General features: G+C 39.1%; 15 protein-coding genes and 1 pseudogene. 11 read left to right on the top strand and 5 right to left on the bottom strand.

Features of this window, described 5'->3' with window-relative positions; all coding sequences use genetic code 11:
- Positions 1–63: 63 nt before the first annotated feature.
- The 5 genes from miaB (at position 64) to ybeY (ending at position 5,992) form a co-directional block, all read left to right on the top strand.
- Entirely contained in the window at positions 64–1,509 is a 1,446-nt protein-coding gene (gene miaB / locus ACEYX7_RS04905) for a tRNA (N6-isopentenyl adenosine(37)-C2)-methylthiotransferase MiaB (RefSeq protein ID WP_374900265.1), read from the top strand.
- A gap of 107 nt (positions 1,510–1,616) precedes the next feature.
- Positions 1,617–2,015 carry a DUF596 domain-containing protein gene (locus ACEYX7_RS04900; RefSeq protein ID WP_374803391.1) on the top strand — a complete coding sequence of 133 codons (399 nt, stop codon included), beginning with the start codon at positions 1,617–1,619 and terminating at the stop codon, positions 2,013–2,015.
- Positions 2,016–2,116: 101 nt separating this feature from the next.
- Entirely contained in the window at positions 2,117–4,135 is a 2,019-nt protein-coding gene (locus ACEYX7_RS04895; protein ID WP_374806724.1) for a lipase family alpha/beta hydrolase, read from the top strand.
- A gap of 258 nt (positions 4,136–4,393) precedes the next feature.
- Positions 4,394–5,500 carry a PhoH family protein gene (locus ACEYX7_RS04890; RefSeq protein WP_374900263.1) on the top strand — a complete coding sequence of 369 codons (1,107 nt, stop codon included), beginning with the start codon at positions 4,394–4,396 and terminating at the stop codon, positions 5,498–5,500.
- 9 nt (positions 5,501–5,509) lie between these two features.
- Entirely contained in the window at positions 5,510–5,992 is a 483-nt protein-coding gene (ybeY, locus tag ACEYX7_RS04885; RefSeq protein ID WP_374803397.1) for an rRNA maturation RNase YbeY, read from the top strand.
- Positions 5,993–6,063: 71 nt separating this feature from the next.
- On the opposite strand, the gene ACEYX7_RS04880 is transcribed toward ybeY, so the two are convergent.
- A complete protein-coding gene (locus ACEYX7_RS04880; protein ID WP_374900262.1) occupies positions 6,064–7,356 on the bottom strand; it encodes a DcaP family trimeric outer membrane transporter in 1,293 nt (430 codons plus the stop codon).
- 320 nt (positions 7,357–7,676) lie between these two features.
- Here ACEYX7_RS04880 and hflX point away from each other — a divergent pair, with 320 nt between their 5' ends.
- The 6 genes from hflX (at position 7,677) to ACEYX7_RS04850 (ending at position 13,608) form a co-directional block, all read left to right on the top strand.
- Positions 7,677–9,077 carry a ribosome rescue GTPase HflX gene (gene hflX, locus ACEYX7_RS04875; RefSeq protein WP_374803401.1) on the top strand — a complete coding sequence of 467 codons (1,401 nt, stop codon included), beginning with the start codon at positions 7,677–7,679 and terminating at the stop codon, positions 9,075–9,077.
- Between the two features lie 123 nt (positions 9,078–9,200).
- Positions 9,201–9,569 (top strand): hypothetical protein, encoded by a 369-nt coding sequence (locus tag ACEYX7_RS04870; RefSeq protein ID WP_374803403.1) that lies wholly within the window; start codon positions 9,201–9,203, stop codon positions 9,567–9,569.
- A 38-nt stretch (positions 9,570–9,607) separates the two neighbouring features.
- A complete protein-coding gene (locus ACEYX7_RS04865; RefSeq protein ID WP_374803405.1) occupies positions 9,608–10,297 on the top strand; it encodes an LrgB family protein in 690 nt (229 codons plus the stop codon).
- A gap of 170 nt (positions 10,298–10,467) precedes the next feature.
- Positions 10,468–10,920 carry a DUF2147 domain-containing protein gene (locus ACEYX7_RS04860; RefSeq protein ID WP_374806723.1) on the top strand — a complete coding sequence of 151 codons (453 nt, stop codon included), beginning with the start codon at positions 10,468–10,470 and terminating at the stop codon, positions 10,918–10,920.
- Between the two features lie 207 nt (positions 10,921–11,127).
- Positions 11,128–11,763, top strand: a complete 636-nt coding sequence (locus ACEYX7_RS04855; protein WP_374803409.1) for a hypothetical protein — start codon at positions 11,128–11,130, stop codon at positions 11,761–11,763.
- A gap of 132 nt (positions 11,764–11,895) precedes the next feature.
- Positions 11,896–13,608: a proline--tRNA ligase gene (locus tag ACEYX7_RS04850; RefSeq protein ID WP_374803411.1), complete on the top strand. Its 1,713-nt coding sequence runs from the start codon at positions 11,896–11,898 to the stop codon at positions 13,606–13,608.
- 50 nt (positions 13,609–13,658) lie between these two features.
- Here the strand turns inward: ACEYX7_RS04850 and ACEYX7_RS04845 are convergent, their stop codons facing one another.
- From ACEYX7_RS04845 to ACEYX7_RS04830, 4 genes and pseudogenes are all read right to left on the bottom strand, one after another.
- On the bottom strand, positions 13,659–14,051 hold the full coding sequence (locus ACEYX7_RS04845) for a hypothetical protein (RefSeq protein ID WP_374806720.1): 393 nt from the start codon (positions 14,049–14,051) through the stop codon (positions 13,659–13,661).
- A gap of 233 nt (positions 14,052–14,284) precedes the next feature.
- Positions 14,285–15,556: a serine--tRNA ligase gene (serS, locus tag ACEYX7_RS04840; RefSeq protein WP_374803417.1), complete on the bottom strand. Its 1,272-nt coding sequence runs from the start codon at positions 15,554–15,556 to the stop codon at positions 14,285–14,287.
- 70 nt (positions 15,557–15,626) lie between these two features.
- Positions 15,627–16,064 (bottom strand): YbjQ family protein, encoded by a 438-nt coding sequence (locus ACEYX7_RS04835; RefSeq protein WP_374900261.1) that lies wholly within the window; start codon positions 16,062–16,064, stop codon positions 15,627–15,629.
- Between the two features lie 16 nt (positions 16,065–16,080).
- Positions 16,081–16,338: pseudogene (locus tag ACEYX7_RS04830) on the bottom strand (YbjQ family protein); the annotation flags it as partial.
- Positions 16,339–16,456: the final 118 nt, after the last annotated feature.

The raw sequence follows: 16,456 nt of genomic DNA, 5'->3' as shown, positions 1-16,456 counted from the left end.
TAAAATGATACTACTAGTAATCTATCAGCAAATGATCAACATTGATTATTTTAAGGTATTTTTATGACGGTTCAAACCTTCATTCCTACAGCGTCCGTTGCCACAGATAAAACTGCTCACCAACCATCGCACAGCCCTACTTCGACTACAGCTCGCAAAAAGTTGTACATCGAAACACAAGGCTGTCAGATGAATGAATATGACAGTCATCGTATGGCGGATTTGCTCAATGATTCACACGGTTACGAGCTGACCGACAATCCTGCCGAAGCCGATATTTTGCTGATGAACACCTGTTCTATCCGTGAAAAAGCCCAAGAAAAAGTCTTTAGTGAGCTTGGTCGTTGGCGTAAACTCAAAGAACAAAATCCTGATTTGATTATTGGTGTCGGTGGTTGTGTAGCATCACAAGAAGGTGATGTCATTCAAAAACGTGCCCCTTATGTGGATATGGTCTTTGGTCCGCAGACTTTACACCGCTTACCGCAAATGCTTGACCAACATCAACAACAGGTCGAAAAACCAAAACAAGATAAGATCAAATTGGTGGATATTTCTTTCCCTGATATTGAAAAATTTGACTATTTACCTGAACCGCGTGTCGAAGGGCATAAAGCGTTTGTATCGATTATGGAAGGCTGTTCAAAATATTGTTCATTCTGTGTGGTGCCTTATACCCGTGGTGAAGAGATGTCACGTCCACTCGATGACGTATTGGCAGAAATCGCAGGTTTGGCAGAAAAAGGCGTGCGTGAAGTCAATTTACTGGGGCAAAATGTCAATGGCTATCGTGGTGAAACCTTTGATGGTGGCATTTGTACTTTTGCGGAATTGATTCGCCTAGTGGCTGCCATTGACGGTATCGGGCGTATTCGTTATACCACATCGCATCCGCTTGAATTTTCTGATGATTTGATTGAATGTTATCGTGACCTACCGCAAATGGTATCGCATCTTCACTTGCCGGTACAAAGTGGCTCAAATGAGGTACTCAAAGCCATGAAGCGTAACCATACCATTGACGTGTATATCGATAAAATCGCCAAATTGCGTGCTATTCGTCCAGATATGCATTTATCCAGTGATTTTATTATCGGCTTTCCGGGAGAAACCGACGAGCATTTCCGTGAAACGGTGCAGTTTGTCAAAGATTTAGATTTTGACCATTCTTATAGTTTTGTCTATTCAAAACGCCCAGGGACGCCTGCGGCAGAATTGCCAGATGACACACCAGAAGTGGTGAAAAAAGCCCGTTTGGCAGAATTGCAACAGATTATCAAAAAGTCTAGTATTGATAAAACGGATGCCATGCTTGGGCGTACTGAGCGTGTTTTGGTGGAAAAAGTATCGGATAATGATCCAACTATGTTGATTGGTACAGCGGATAATACTCGCCTGGTGTGCTTTAAAGGCGATGCCAGTCTGATTGGCAAATTTGCGGATGTGCATATTACCGAAATCAAAACGTTAAATTTTGTTATCGGTGATGTGGTTAAGGTAGAAGATTAATTTTTATTCGTGATTTGAAAAATCGTAGGTCGTGTTCGCTTTGCTTTTTCAGGTGTAACACGACTTTTTTTGTACTATTCTATCGATTTTTAAGGTAAACGTTTGAAATGGAAAAATATACTTTTAATTATACTCAAACTCAAATTGAAGAAGATATGGCAACCGCTTTGGCATTGAGTTTAAATTTAGGTAGTAGTATTTGGTTTGTGATTGACGATGGACGATTTAAAAATTTTGAAGAAAAGAAAGAAGCTTTTTTAATTTTGCTTAAAGCCTGTTTAAATCGAGGGATTTTAAAACTACAAAAAGAGATGCAAATTATTGAACATACAGCTGAAGAATGGGAAAAAATTTTTAGAACCGCATTTCCTAAAAACGAAATCGAATATTCTGACAACCCAACCTTTGCCCCATTTGATATATCTATGTGGTTTATTACAGAAGATTGTCCTGCTTATGCTGTATGGATTGACCCTATTTCAAAAGAAATGGATTGGACTAGTTAAAAAATCTATGTTTTAAAACTATATTTTAATGACTAGACATTCATTTTAAAAATCGCTATCTTAGCGTTATATCTTTGACAGCAAAAGAACTGGTAATGCTGATGCGAAATGTAAAAAAATGGCTTTTTTGTTTATGTAGTATAAGTTTACTTTCAGCTTGCCAAGTGATTAATATGGTCGGGGTAAAACAAGTTGATTTTAGCAAAAATGCCAATGATGAGCGACATAACATTCTGACCAATGATCAACTTTCTCAAAGTAGCCAGAATACCCTATTGCTGGTCAATCCAAAATCTCAACAATGTATAAACTCACCTGCTCAATGTATGAGTGAGCTGCAAAAGATTAAACAGCTTTCTGACGAAGAGATTTTATCTACGGGTAGTGAGCTGTATTTAAGTCATGCTTTGGCTTTAAGATCCGATCCACAATGCACCAATGTACCAAGATCACTGATTCAGAATAATCAATTTGATTTTTCAAAAGCCAATCCTGATTGCCTAAAAGATTATGTAAATAGTTTAAATCAATCTATTCGTTATAGTTACGCTTATTTATTTGCAACACAACGTCAAGCACGACAACGCTTATTTAATAATCGCCAAATTCAAGTACAAGATTTTTATAATCAAGCTGTGGCACAAATGATGAGCTTAAACAATATCATCGACAGACAGCAATTATCGAATAATAAAATCCAAATTGGCGATAGTCAGTATCAAATCGATACGCATCAATACCCAGATTTAGATCTAAAAAACATTGAGCAATTGATTTCAACTTATCAACTTAAATTTATCGGTTTAAATAGTTTAAGTAAACGTGACGGTTTTGGTTCTGAATTTGTGATCAAACTTAAGACTGATGAAAATAAAAAACCAGTCTTTGTAAACTATGCCAAAGAAAAAGTAGATATATTTCATCATCCAAATATTCAATCCGCACAATATCTACCTGCAACAGTAGTGATTGAACCAAAAGACAAAAATAATATTGATGCGATACTAAACAGCAAACAAATGTTGTTACGCACGATTAACCCAAATCAATTTGATAAAATTAATATTCATGGTCAAGATTACCAATTGGCTGCCAATTTCTCTGCACCTTATGGATTATGGCTTGCCAATGCCAAACTTGGTTCACAGGCGTTAAATACTTTGGTGGTGGAAAATAAACAATTTATCTCACCACAACTATTTATGCTCGAACCGTATAATCCTAATAAAAAACTGATTATTATGGTTCATGGTTTAGCCAGTAGCCCAGAAGCATGGATTGCGGTCAGTAATGATTTGATGGGTGATGCCGTATTGCGTGAGCAATATCAGGTTTGGCAAGTTTTTTATTCGACTAATATGCCGATTTTGGAAAATCGTTATCAGATCTATCACTTGTTAAATCAAGCATTAAACCAAGTTCAGCAACAGTATCCACAACAAAAGATCAGTGATACGGTGCTGATTGGACATAGTATGGGTGGCATCATTAGCCGATTATTGGTGAGTAAAGATAATTTATCACAGCAAGCACGAAGCTATATTCAACAAGAGTGTCACACTTGCCACAGTGATGGCATCAAAGTGGATAAATTGATCCGTGATTTTCAACCACAACTCCAAATGCAAGCTTTGCCAAGTGTATCTCGTACGGTATTTATCTCAGCACCATTACGAGGTACTGAGTTTGCTGACCGTTGGTTTACCCAAATGGCACGCCGTATTATTAAGCTACCAAGCAAGATATTAACCGTACAGCAAAATCGCTTGGCGTATTATATGACTGACCCAAGCCAAGAAAAAATCGTCAAACAACTATCTCAGAAGCTATATCAAAATGGTCCAAGTGATTTAAGTCCAAAATCAGCCTTTATGTATATTACTCAAAACATCAATATTATTAATGGTATGAAATATCACGTGATGACTGGAAATAATACTAAGTCGGATGATAAAGATAAAATCACTGATGGTATCGTACCTTATAAAAGTTTACATTTAGATGGTGCTTTGTCTGAAAAGATTATTCCTGGTTCGCATTCAATTCAGTATGCCCCCGAAGCTGTATTAGAGTTACGCCGTATTCTGCATTTACATTTAGATGAAATCGGTAAAAAATAATTTTGCCCATGTTTGGATATTGATTTTATTTCTCAGCATAGAACAAAAATAAAGTCGTATAATCTTTGTTATGCGACTTTATTTTTATACTTCTTACTCGTATCGTGTATCTAAACTTTATTTTTCATTAATGCTTAATCATGACAAAAGTATTACGCTATGCTTGCTTGAATTTGACAATCAAAACACACAGTATTAAGATGCTATTTGTGCATAATTATTGCATGACTTAACGATTACTTATTAAAGGAAACGCTCTTGACAGCTAGTATTCAACGCCATTTGTCATTTCATGATATCGTGTTAGAACACCTAAAACGCCTACTCGGCCCTTACCAAAGCCACCTTAAACAAATCGAACAACGCCTCAATGTATCTATTGCCCAACGTGGCGAACACTTTGCCATCGAAGGCGAACTGGCAAATGTACAACAGGCGGAACAAATTTTACAAAGACTATATGAAGAATCCGAAAATCAAGCTATTACAGCTGACCAGCTACATTTGATTATCCAAGCGAGCCAGACTGAACGTCATCTTGATGAGCATTTTAGCGAGCAACACCAAGTGGATAGCGATGGTGAAGCACCGATGGATGTATATCTACAGACTCGCAAAGGGCGAATCAATCCACGCGGTGCCAATCAGCGTCGTTATGTACAACGCATCTTACAAAGTGATATTTCTTTTGGTATCGGTCCTGCTGGTACGGGTAAGACTTATCTTGCGGTTGCCGCTGCGGTCGATATGTTGGAACGTAATGAAATTCAGCGTATCTTGTTGGTACGCCCAGCGGTAGAAGCAGGGGAAAAATTGGGCTTTTTACCTGGCGATTTAACCCAAAAAATTGATCCTTATTTACGTCCTTTATATGACGCTCTATATGAAATGCTTGGCTTTGAAAAAGTAGCAAAACTCATCGAACGTCAAGTGATTGAAGTCGCTCCACTTGCCTATATGCGTGGGCGTACGCTGAACCATTCTTTTGTGATTTTGGATGAAGCTCAAAACACCACGCCTGAACAAATGAAAATGTTTTTGACGCGTTTAGGTTTTGGTTCACGTGCAGTGATCACAGGTGATATCACGCAAGTGGACTTACCACGTGGACAACAGTCAGGCTTGGCTCAAGCCTTGCGAGTCTTAGAAAAGATCAACGAGATTCATATCACACGTTTTCATTCTCGTGACGTGGTACGTCATCAGTTGGTACAAAAAATTGTTGAAGCTTATGAAGTCTTTGATGATGAGCAACAATGTATTTCTGCTGAGAAACGTGCTGAACGTAAAGCCATGCAACAAGCATTAATTGCTGATAATGATCGTCAAGCTGACGGACAGCATCAAGCCAATGAGAATGAATAAGGGGAAGTCATGCACGTTAATTTATCATTACAACAAGACTTTACTTCTCCTGATTTAGTACTTGATGAAGATTACATTCAGCAAGTGGTTTTAAAAGTCGTCAGCTTATTTGACAGCCCTGATTATGAGATTGGAATTGCTTGTGTGGATGTTGCTCATAGTCAGCAGTTGAACTTCGAATATCGCCAAAAAGATAAGCCAACCAATGTTTTGTCTTTTGCCAGTGAAATTCCTGAAGATATTGTTGATGAATTGGAAGCTTATCCGCTTGGTGACTTGGTGATTTGTATTCCTATAGTATTACAGGAAGCAGCTGAACAGGGTAAAACACCTTTACAACATTTCACGCATCTATTAGTACATGGTGTATTGCATTTGCTTGGTTTTGATCATGAAACCAGTGAAGAAGATGCTGAAGAAATGGAAAGTTTGGAAATTGAAATCCTAGCTGGCTTGGGCATCGAAAACCCTTATAAAGATGATGAAATTTAATTTTTCATTCTTTATAAAAAAAGCAGATAAAACCTTGGTCTTATCTGCTTTTTTACTCACTATAAAATAGATTAGAATGAGTAGTCCATATAGAAGTTAATCATGTTTTCGCTACCTGTTTTACCAGCATACGTTGTACGTTTACCATGGCTAAATTCTGTAGCGATATTGATTGGTGGTACGAAATTATACCAAACAGAAATTGCCGCCTGTTGTAAACGCTTATTCTGATCTGGATTTAAACGTGCGAAGTCGCCTGCTTTAGATTGCAACTGAGCATAGCTCATTACTGTAGTGACTTTGTCCATTGGTGTGTAGCTTGCACCCAACATCAAATCATCAAATTCGCCCACTACTAACTTGTTTTTTGTACGGTCTAAAGTAAATGGTGAGTTGGCATAACCCATATAGTTACCATCGCCTTTGACATGGCTGTAATCCGCCCACACAGTCAACTTGTCTGTAGGTTTATGGCTGGCACCAATACCCACACCCCAAGATGTTGCTTTTTTGCCTGAGCCAACATAGTCTTTACGATTATTGTCTTTGGTCTGACCAACGAAACCACGTAAAGAGCCATAGGTCTTGTCATTAAATTCGCTTTGGATACGGCCTACAACGTTAGGTACAGCACCTGAGCGGTAATCAGGATCAAGTGGTTGTTCTACAGCAATAGAATATTTGGTCTTGTCATCCAAACGATCACTATAACGCAACATATAAGCACCATAACCACCTGCACCTAAGTCAGAGTTGATATGCGATGGTTGGAATGAGCCATCATAAAACTCCGTCGTAGCACGACCTAATAACCATTTGTCATAGTTCAAATAAGCACGACGCAAGAACATTTTGCTTTTACTATTAGATTCTTGGTCAAAACGCATATTCATCACAGCACTTGCTACTTTGCCATCAAGCTCTTTAGATGCTTTGATTGTTAAATCAGCCCAAACTTCATCAACGCCAAATCTGCGAGTCGGTTTTTTCCCGTCAGTCGGTAGCTCTTTGATGCCTGAGTAGTTGCTGCCATCATCAGCACCATCAAATTTCACAGAGCCGTTTACGAATAACGCACCGTTCCACTCTAGTGTCACGCCTGAAGCACTTTGTAATATTTTTTTGGTGTTATTTGTTGTCGTTGTAGGAAGACCCGCATTCTGACCAAGGTTAGGTTGAGTAACACCTGATACATCAATGGTATTTTGGTCAAGACGAATCGGTTGCTGAGCTGTGCCTGATGCAGCAGGTGCAACAGTCGGTACTGTAGTTGCTGCAGGAACTGTCACTACAGGTGTATTTGCAAGTGCACTACCTGCAGTCACTGTAGATAAGATCATAAACGCTAGTTGGGTTTTTTTCATCACTGAATTCCGCCTTATACAAATTAAAAACATGTCCGTCTTTGTAGCACTCCTTCTTGTTCTCTTACGCTAACAATCCGTTGTGCTGTCGTTGTGTGACTAAATATTACAATCTTTTTATAGGTTTTGGCTACACTTTATCTACACTTTTTTTACAGTTTTATTATTTTAAATCTTAAATTATTGTTATTAATGATTATTTAATTAAAAAATTTTAGTCATTTTAATGTTAGACTACAAAATTGGAATGACTTTCTGCAAAATAGTCCTCGATTTTGGTGGTTTTTTCAATAATTCATATTTTTCATTTGGAGCAAAACATGAACGATTCAATTTATAATTCAGACCATCTTGCTGATGATGAACAATTAGATGAGCAAACACAAAGTAGCAAAACTACAGGTTATACCACACAAAATTTGCAGCCTGAAAAAACGCTTTTAGTTAGTCTTGATATTTATGGGATGACGGCATTAGATCGTGATGAATTTTATTTGCTGGCACAATCTGCTGAAGCTGATATTGTGCAGCATCTGCATATTCAACGCTCACGCCCAGAAGCCAAATATTTATTGGGTACAGGTAAAGCAGAAGAAATCGCAGAATTAATCAAACATATGGCAATTGACTTGGTGATTTTTGACCAAACCTTGACACCAAGCCAAGAACGCAATCTTGAACAATTATTTAAGTGTCGTGTGATTGATCGCACGGGTCTTATTTTGGATATTTTCGCACGTCGTGCCAAAACGCATGAGGGCAAATTACAAGTTGAATTGGCACAGCTTAAACATCTATCAACCCGACTAATTCGTGGCTTTGCTAATCTCGCCCAGCAAAAAGGGGGGATTGGTATGAAAGGGCCTGGTGAAACTCAACTTGAAACCGACCGCCGATTAATTCGTACACGTATTCGCCAACTCCAAGACAAGCTGGAAAAAGTTCGTCAAACCCGTCAGCAAGGGCGAGCCGCACGCCAAAAAGCCGCCATGCCGACCATTTCTTTTGTAGGCTATACCAACGCAGGAAAATCAACCTTATTCAATTACTTAAGCGATAGCGATGTGTATGCTGCCGATCAGCTGTTCGCCACGCTTGACCCAACTTTACGTCGAGTTGAATGGGCTGGCCTAGGTAGTGTTATTTTGGCAGATACCGTAGGATTTATTCAAAACTTACAGCATGATTTGGTTGATTCTTTTCATGCGACCTTGGAAGAAACACTAGAAGCAGATTTGTTATTACATGTTATTGATGCCAGTAATCCTGATTATCCTGTGCATATTCAAGCTGTTGAAGATGTACTGAAAGATATTGGTGCGACGCAACGTATTTTGCAAGTGTATAACAAGATCGATGCCAGTGGCGAACCTGCCAAAGTCATTTATCAAGATGCCGATACCCCCATCAAAGTCTATGTATCCGCCAAAACGAGTGCAGGCCTAGATGATTTACGCAGTGCTATTCAGCAACTGATTTATGGAAAAGTAGAAACTTTTCAGCTTAAGTTAGATGCACAGCGATATGGTTCGTTTTATCATCAGCTCAAAAAGCGTCAAGCAATCGTACAAGAGCAATATGACGAACAAGGTCAGCTCTTATTGACTGTAAAGATGACCCTAAAACAACTGTCACTATTGCTCGGTCAATATCATGTCGATATACAGCACGTATGCGATCATGCAACTGTACAAAAGTTGCAACAACATACTGAAAGTTAAGCTCTTTTATTTTGAATCTATTACTCATAAGAGTCTATTTGTCATTGATTTTTTAGTCTAAAAGCAGACACCTTGCCAATTTTTCAAGGAAAATTAGCAAGGTATATTTAATAGGATACTATCATGCAAAGCGCTATTGATTGGAAAGCATTAATTCTTACACTGATTTTGATTATTGTGGTAAGAGAAAGCGCAGTATGGCTACTCTCGTTGTTCGGTCATGCTGAATTGGGTAATTTAGCAGGGTTGTTTTTCTTATTAATTGCTTTGGTGATTTACCGCAATCTTGCCAACTTATCGCCACGATTGATTGAAGCGAATAACCGTATCATGCGTGAAGGATTATTTGCCTTTTTGCCGATTTCGGGTGGTTCACTATTAATCTTACTTAGCATGGGTAAAGAGATTCCCGCATTTTTATTTATCTTGGTGGTCAGTACGCTTATTCCTATGTGGATTTATGCCAAGATGGCGAAAAAGTGGCTGAATTAAAAATATCGGATCAAATATTTAAGTATAGGACATAAACAATGTTTAGCAATTTATCTGACTCGACTTTGATCTTGATTGCATTTGTCATGACATTTATTGCTTATCTGCTTGGCAAGCAAACTACAAAATATTTACCCAAGGTTCCGATTATTGTGAGTGTGGTATTTTGGTTAGTTGGTTTATTGTGGCTGATGAAGTGGGATTATCAAATTTATGCAAAACATACCAATGGTATTTTTAGCCACCTACTCGGCTATGTAACCGTGGCTTTGGCGATTCCATTGGCATCAATGCGATTAGATGATTTGCCATTAAGACCTATGATTGGCATTCTCATTTTTGCCAGTTTAACTGCCGTGGGTGTGCCAATGCTTTTGGCAGTCGCTTTACATATGGCTAAACCAATGGTCTTGGCATTTGCTACGCGTGCAGTGACGACACCGATTGCTTTAAATATTGCAAGTATTTTAGGTTCTGATGCATTGATGGTCACATTGATTGTGATTTTATCAGGTGTGATCGGTGCAGCGTGTTCAGGTTGGATTTTGCGTAATATCAAGGATGAACGTGCAGCAGGCTTAGCGATTGGATTGGCAGCACATGCGATTGGCACAGCACAAGCTTGGCAACGTGGTGTCGTAGCAGGACGTTATGCTGCTTTTGGCATGGCGGTAAATGCCGTATTTACCGCATTTTGGCTGCCTGTCGTATTTAAGCTGTTGTCTTAATGTGATGCAAATGCATATATTTTTTACAAAACTGTGAAATAAATCACTTTTTAAAAAATTAATGTAATCCACGACACCAAATTAGTGTTTCCTAAAAGTTTACTGATGGTTTAATAAGCTTTAATATAAAGTTAAGCGAGATAGCTTTATTGATAAAGGAACGCACTACGATGAAAAAATTATCTACGGGTTTGGTTGCCGCAGGTCTGCTTGCCGTTTCAAGTTTATGTTTTGCCGATAATGATATTGCGGGTAAATGGGTAACAATTGACGATGCCACAGGTTTTAAAAAAGCTGTCGTTGAAATTAAAAAAGATGGCAACGGTGTATATTCTGGCACAATCATTCAAATTTTACCGCGTCCAAATTATGTACCCAAAGCATTATGCGATAACTGTGCTGGGGCATTAAAAGGAAAACCAATCTTGGGAATGACCATTTTAAATGGTATGAAAAAATCTGCTACGCGTGAAAATACCTATGAAGGTGGTACAGTTGTTGACCCATTGAGTGGGAAAGTCTATAAAAGCACCATTCGCAACACTACCGCAAATCGTCTAACTTTACGCGGTTTTGTCGGTTTTGAGGCACTTGGACGCAACCAAACGTGGATTAGACAATAATAATCATACGCTCTCTTAGAAAATGTGGCGTTTTTTGTTAGTTAATGACAATTTATCATTTCATTCCGACAAGAAATGTCACATTTTAACAAAAAAATATTATTATAATTCATGAAGTTATGACAAAAATGAGACGCAGATAAAACTTGACATCATGCCTAAAAAAAAGACACAATACGCCATTGTCTCCATTTGTGGTTTTATCTCATGTCAGTCTTTTTTAACACTAAAAATACTAGATTCCAGCACGGCATGCGAGCTTTGGTTGCAGGCAGCGTGATGTTATTATCAGCTCTCGCAAGTAACCAAACTTTTGCAAATGGTGCCAAATATTATCGTTATACGAATAGCTCTGGTACGCCAAGTATTAGCCGTACAGTGACACCTGAAATGATCAAACGTGGTTATCAAGAATTAGACGGCAATATGTCATTGATTCGTGTTGTCCCTGCTTATAACAGCGGTAGTGATCAACGTAGTAATCAACAGCGTGCTGCACAAGCAGAACAGGCTCGTCAAGATCTCATTATCAAACGTGCTTATGGCAATGTTGCTTATGCGACACAAAAAAGAAACGAAATGATGAACAGCCTACAAAAGCAAATTGATATGCAACAACAAGCTTTGGCACGTACTCAAGCGGCACAGCAGACTTTATATACACAAAGAGCATCTTTTGTTAGTCAAAGAAAGCCTATTCCTGCCAATATCGAAACCAACATTCGCACCAATGATGCCATGATTCGCAATACAAATGCGAATATCGCTAGCTTACGCACCATGCAACAGAACGAAGCAGCCAAGTTCGATCAAATTATCCGTCGCTTACAAAGCATGAATTAATGTTTAGATTTTTCTAATATTCAGCCCAAAGTCGTCAAATTGCCTAGTTGCTTGGACAATATTGACTATGCGGGCTGATTTTTTTTGCGTATAATCATGCTCTTATTTTTCAATATTGATGGGTATTAACACATGCGTGCCAGTCGTCTATTATTTGCAACACTGCGTGAAACACCAAATGATGCTGAAGTGATTTCGCATCAATTAATGTTACGTGCGGGAATGATTCGTAAACTTGCATCTGGACTTTATACTTGGCTACCCTTAGGCGTACGTGTACTCAATAAAATTGAAGCCATTATCCGTGAAGAAATGAACCGTTCTGGTGCGATGGAAGTGCTTATGCCTGTCGTGCAACCTGCAGGTCTGTGGCAAGAATCTAAACGTATTACAGAATACGGTCCAGAATTATTACGCTTAAAAGACCGTCACGATAATGACTTCGTACTCGGTCCAACCCATGAAGAAGTGATTACCGACTTGGCACGTTATGAGCTTAAAAGCTATAAACAATTGCCAGTCAATTTTTATCAAATTCAAACTAAATTCCGTGATGAAATCCGTCCACGTTTTGGTGTGATGCGTTCTCGTGAATTTATCATGAAAGATGCTTATTCATTCCATATCGACCAAGCATCTTTGCAAGAAACTTATGATGTGATGTATCAAACCTATTGCAACATTTTCAATCGCTTAGGCTTGGACTATCGTCCAGTACAAGCAGACACAGGTTCGATCGGTGGTGATGGTTCACACGAATTCCATGTTTTGGCACAAAGTGGCGAAGATGATGTGGTCTTCTCTGACCAATCTGATTATGCAGCCAATATTGAAAAAGCTGAAGCCATTCTGGTTGGTGAGCGTCCTGCTGCCAGTCAAGAATTGACGATTGTCGATACACCAAACTGTAAGACTATCGATGACGTATGCACTTTCCTCAAAACAAATCATAAACAATCGGTTAAAGCCTTATTAGTACAAGGCATCGCTGATGAACAAGGCAAAGTACCTGTAGTGGCTTTATTCTTGCGTGGTGATCATGAGTTGAACGAAATCAAAGCTGAAAAGCATGATTTGGTTGCTAGCCCATTGGCATTCGCAACAGAAGAGCAATTGGCTGAATATGGTTTATGTGCTGGCTTTACAGGCCCACAAGGTTTGGTCGAAAAAGGCATTCACGTTATTGTCGATCGTGCGGCTTCTGTTGTTGCTGACTTTGTCGCAGGTGCAAACCAAAATGACAAACACGCAACAGGCGTAAACTGGCAACGTGATGCACAATATAGCGAAGTTTATGACCTACGTAACGTTGTTGAAGGCGATCCATCACCAGATGGTAAAGGTACACTTCATATCAAACGTGGTATCGAAGTCGGTCATATTTTCCAATTGGGCAATAAATATTCTTCAGCATTAAATTGTAGCGTGCTAGGCGAAGATGGTAAGCCAGTGATTTTGACCATGGGTTGTTATGGTATTGGTGTGACGCGTGTGGTTGCCGCCGCGATTGAGCAAAACTATGACGACAAAGGTATCATTTTCCCGATGGCTTTTGCACCATTCCAAGTGGCAATCGTCCCAATGAATGCCCACAAATCACCTGAAACGATGGCTGCGGCTGAGCAATTGTATAGTGAATTGCAAGGTTTGGGTTATGATGTGTTGCTTGATGATCGTAATGAGCGTCCAGGTGTGAAATTCTCTGATCTTGAATTGATCGGTGTACCACATCGTATTGTGATTGGTGAGAAAGGTTTGGCAAATGGCACATTTGAATATAAAGGCCGCCGTGATGCCGAATCAAGTCATTTAAGTAAAGAGGAGCTGCTTGCAAAGTTGAAATAACTTTAAGCCAGCTTGAGTATAAAAAACGCATCTTATCTGATGCGTTTTTTTTATATTTCATCTGCTACATCATCCGCACCAAATTCCATCACGCATGCGTCAATTGTATAAGATACTACATTATTTGCCAGTTGTTGGCGAAAATGCTCATCTGTACTGGCTTGGGCAAGCTCAGATAGACTCATCGCATCAGGTGCATGGCGTGCCACACAACCACACAAACGATCTAGCATATTCTGCTTGGTTTGTTCATCAAAATGTTTAAATCCCTGCCATTCTGGCTTTGCGGTGACTTGAGCATGGCATTGTTGATTTACAGCAACATTAATCAGACTGGCAGTCAATGTTGGTTGCTGAGTCGCTTGTTTTAAATTTTGACATGCAACCATTAAAACGATGACCGCACAACACAAAAAGGCTAAGAAGATTTTTAATGCTTTCATGAATACAATGCATAAAATCAGTGACATAAGATATGTCGCATCATAAAGATGATTCTTGATCTACAATAGTGATTTTTTAATGTTATTCAGTACTTTATTGTAATTTTACTCGTATTTTACTCTATTTTTATTCAGCACTTATCTATCAAAACAAATATATAAAAACGTAAGTAAATCTAGCACATGATAAGCAAAAGAGCTGTCTTTTGCCTATCACCGTATTAAGAAATCAATTAAGCAATGACTGTCATACCACCCATATAAGGTTGCAATACTTTTGGAATCGCAATTGAACCATCGGCTTGTTGGTAATTTTCCATCACTGCAAGCAATGTACGACCCACTGCAAGACCTGAACCATTCAAAGTATGCACCAATTCAGTTTTCTTTTGATCTGCACGATAGCGAGCCATCATACGGCGTGCTTGGAAGTCGCCCATATTTGAACAGCTTGAAATCTCACGATACGTATTTTGGCTCGGCACCCATACTTCTAAGTCGTAAGTTTTCACTGCACTAAAGCCCATATCACCACCACACAACAAAATCTTGCGGTATGGCAATTCTAATGCTTGCAAGATGCCTTCGGCGTGACCTGTCAATTCTTCCAAAGCCTGCATTGAATCTTCAGGCTTCACGATTTGCACCATTTCTACTTTATCAAATTGATGCTGACGAATTAAACCACGGGTATCACGTCCATAAGAACCTGCTTCACTACGGAAACATGGCGTATGTGCAGCAAATTTTAATGGTAACTGGTCGGCTTCAATGATTTCATCACGCACAAAATTGGTCACTGGCACTTCAGCAGTCGGGATCAAATAATATTCTTTTTCACCTTGTAATTTAAAAGAATCTTCTTCAAATTTAGGCAATTGACCTGTACCACGCATACTGTCGCTATTGACCATATAAGGCACATAAGCTTCGGTATAGCCATTTTTCAGCGTATGCGTATCGAGCATAAATTGTGTTAAAGCACGATGTAAACGAGCCAGATTGCCTTTGAGTACGCTAAAACGTGAGCCTGTTAATTTGGTCGCCAAAGCAAAATCCAAACCGCCCATCATTTCACCCAAATCAGTGTGATCTTTGAGTTCAAAATCAAACTGACGTGGTGTTCCCCATTTGGCGATTTCAACATTGTCATTTTCATCTTGACCTGCTGGCACGCTGTCATCAGGTAAGTTTGGAATAGATAATGATTTATTTTCAATCTCAAGTTGTAATTGAGCCAATTCATTTTCCGCTTGCTTGATGTCATCGCCAATGGCTTGCATACGTACCATGATTTCCGATGCATCGCCGCCTGATTTTTTCAGCAAGCCGACTTGTTTTGCACCGCTGTTACGTTCTGCTTGCAGTTGTTCCGTGCAAGATTGTAGGCTTTTACGGCGATTTTCTAACTCCGCCCATTCTGCCGCGTCCAATTGTACACCGCGTTTTGCCAAAGCGGCATTGACAACATCAAGTTGATTTCTTAAAAGTTTCGCATCAATCATAACAATCAAATATCAAAGTTAATTTGCTTTAGTATAAGCATTTATCCACAAAAAATATAGGGCTTGGCAACTATTCCTTCACTGCTGTACCATAGGCAAAGACTTCAACAATACCGCCATGTCGCATACCAATATCCATGGTTTCTAAGCGTAAACCCAAAATTTTGGTCGCGCCTTGTTCAAAGGCTTTTTGCTTTAGTCGCACGATGGCTTCTCGTCTAGCACGTTCTACCACGCTTTCATAACTGGTCAAACGTCCACCAAAGAAATTTTGAATACTGGCAATTACATATTTAAAATAATCATGTGAAATCACCACATTGCTACTAATCATCTGCCCTGCCCCATGACTAACCGTAAAACGGCTATTCAGTAGGATAATATGTTGTAATCGTCGTTCTTTTTGCTCAAGCTCTGCCAAATGTTTGACTTCAGTGCGATGACCAAAAAAGCGTCCAATGGCAAATAGGCAAAGAAAAACAATGATTTGAAAAATATATGCTTCCATCACTCACCTATTTAGTTTAAGCACGAGCAAATGGATCAGGCATTTTTGGCGTTTCAGGCTCGACGATGACTGCTGTGCCATACACGAATAATTCGGATGCACCTGCGGTAATATTTGATGTAGAAAAACGAATGCCGACTACCGCATTTGCACCCAATTGACGTGCTTTTGTGAGCATACGATCCATCGCCTCTTGGCGGCTTTCTTCAAGCAGTTCGGTATAGCCTTTAAGCTCACCACCAACGATATTTTTTAAACCTGCCATAATAGGGCGTGTTGACAATTAACGCAAATTGATTATTGTTGCAGCCAGATAGATATAGCAAAAGAAAAATAAAATTGGTACAATATAACTATGGCATACTCACAAGACTACCGACAAATGATACTAG

This window comes from Hubeiibacter jixunmingi (assembly GCF_041928215.1).
Lineage (GTDB): Bacteria > Pseudomonadota > Gammaproteobacteria > Pseudomonadales > Moraxellaceae > Acinetobacter.
Note: the sequence above shows the minus strand (reverse complement) of the source record. Positions and strands in the feature narration are given on the sequence as shown.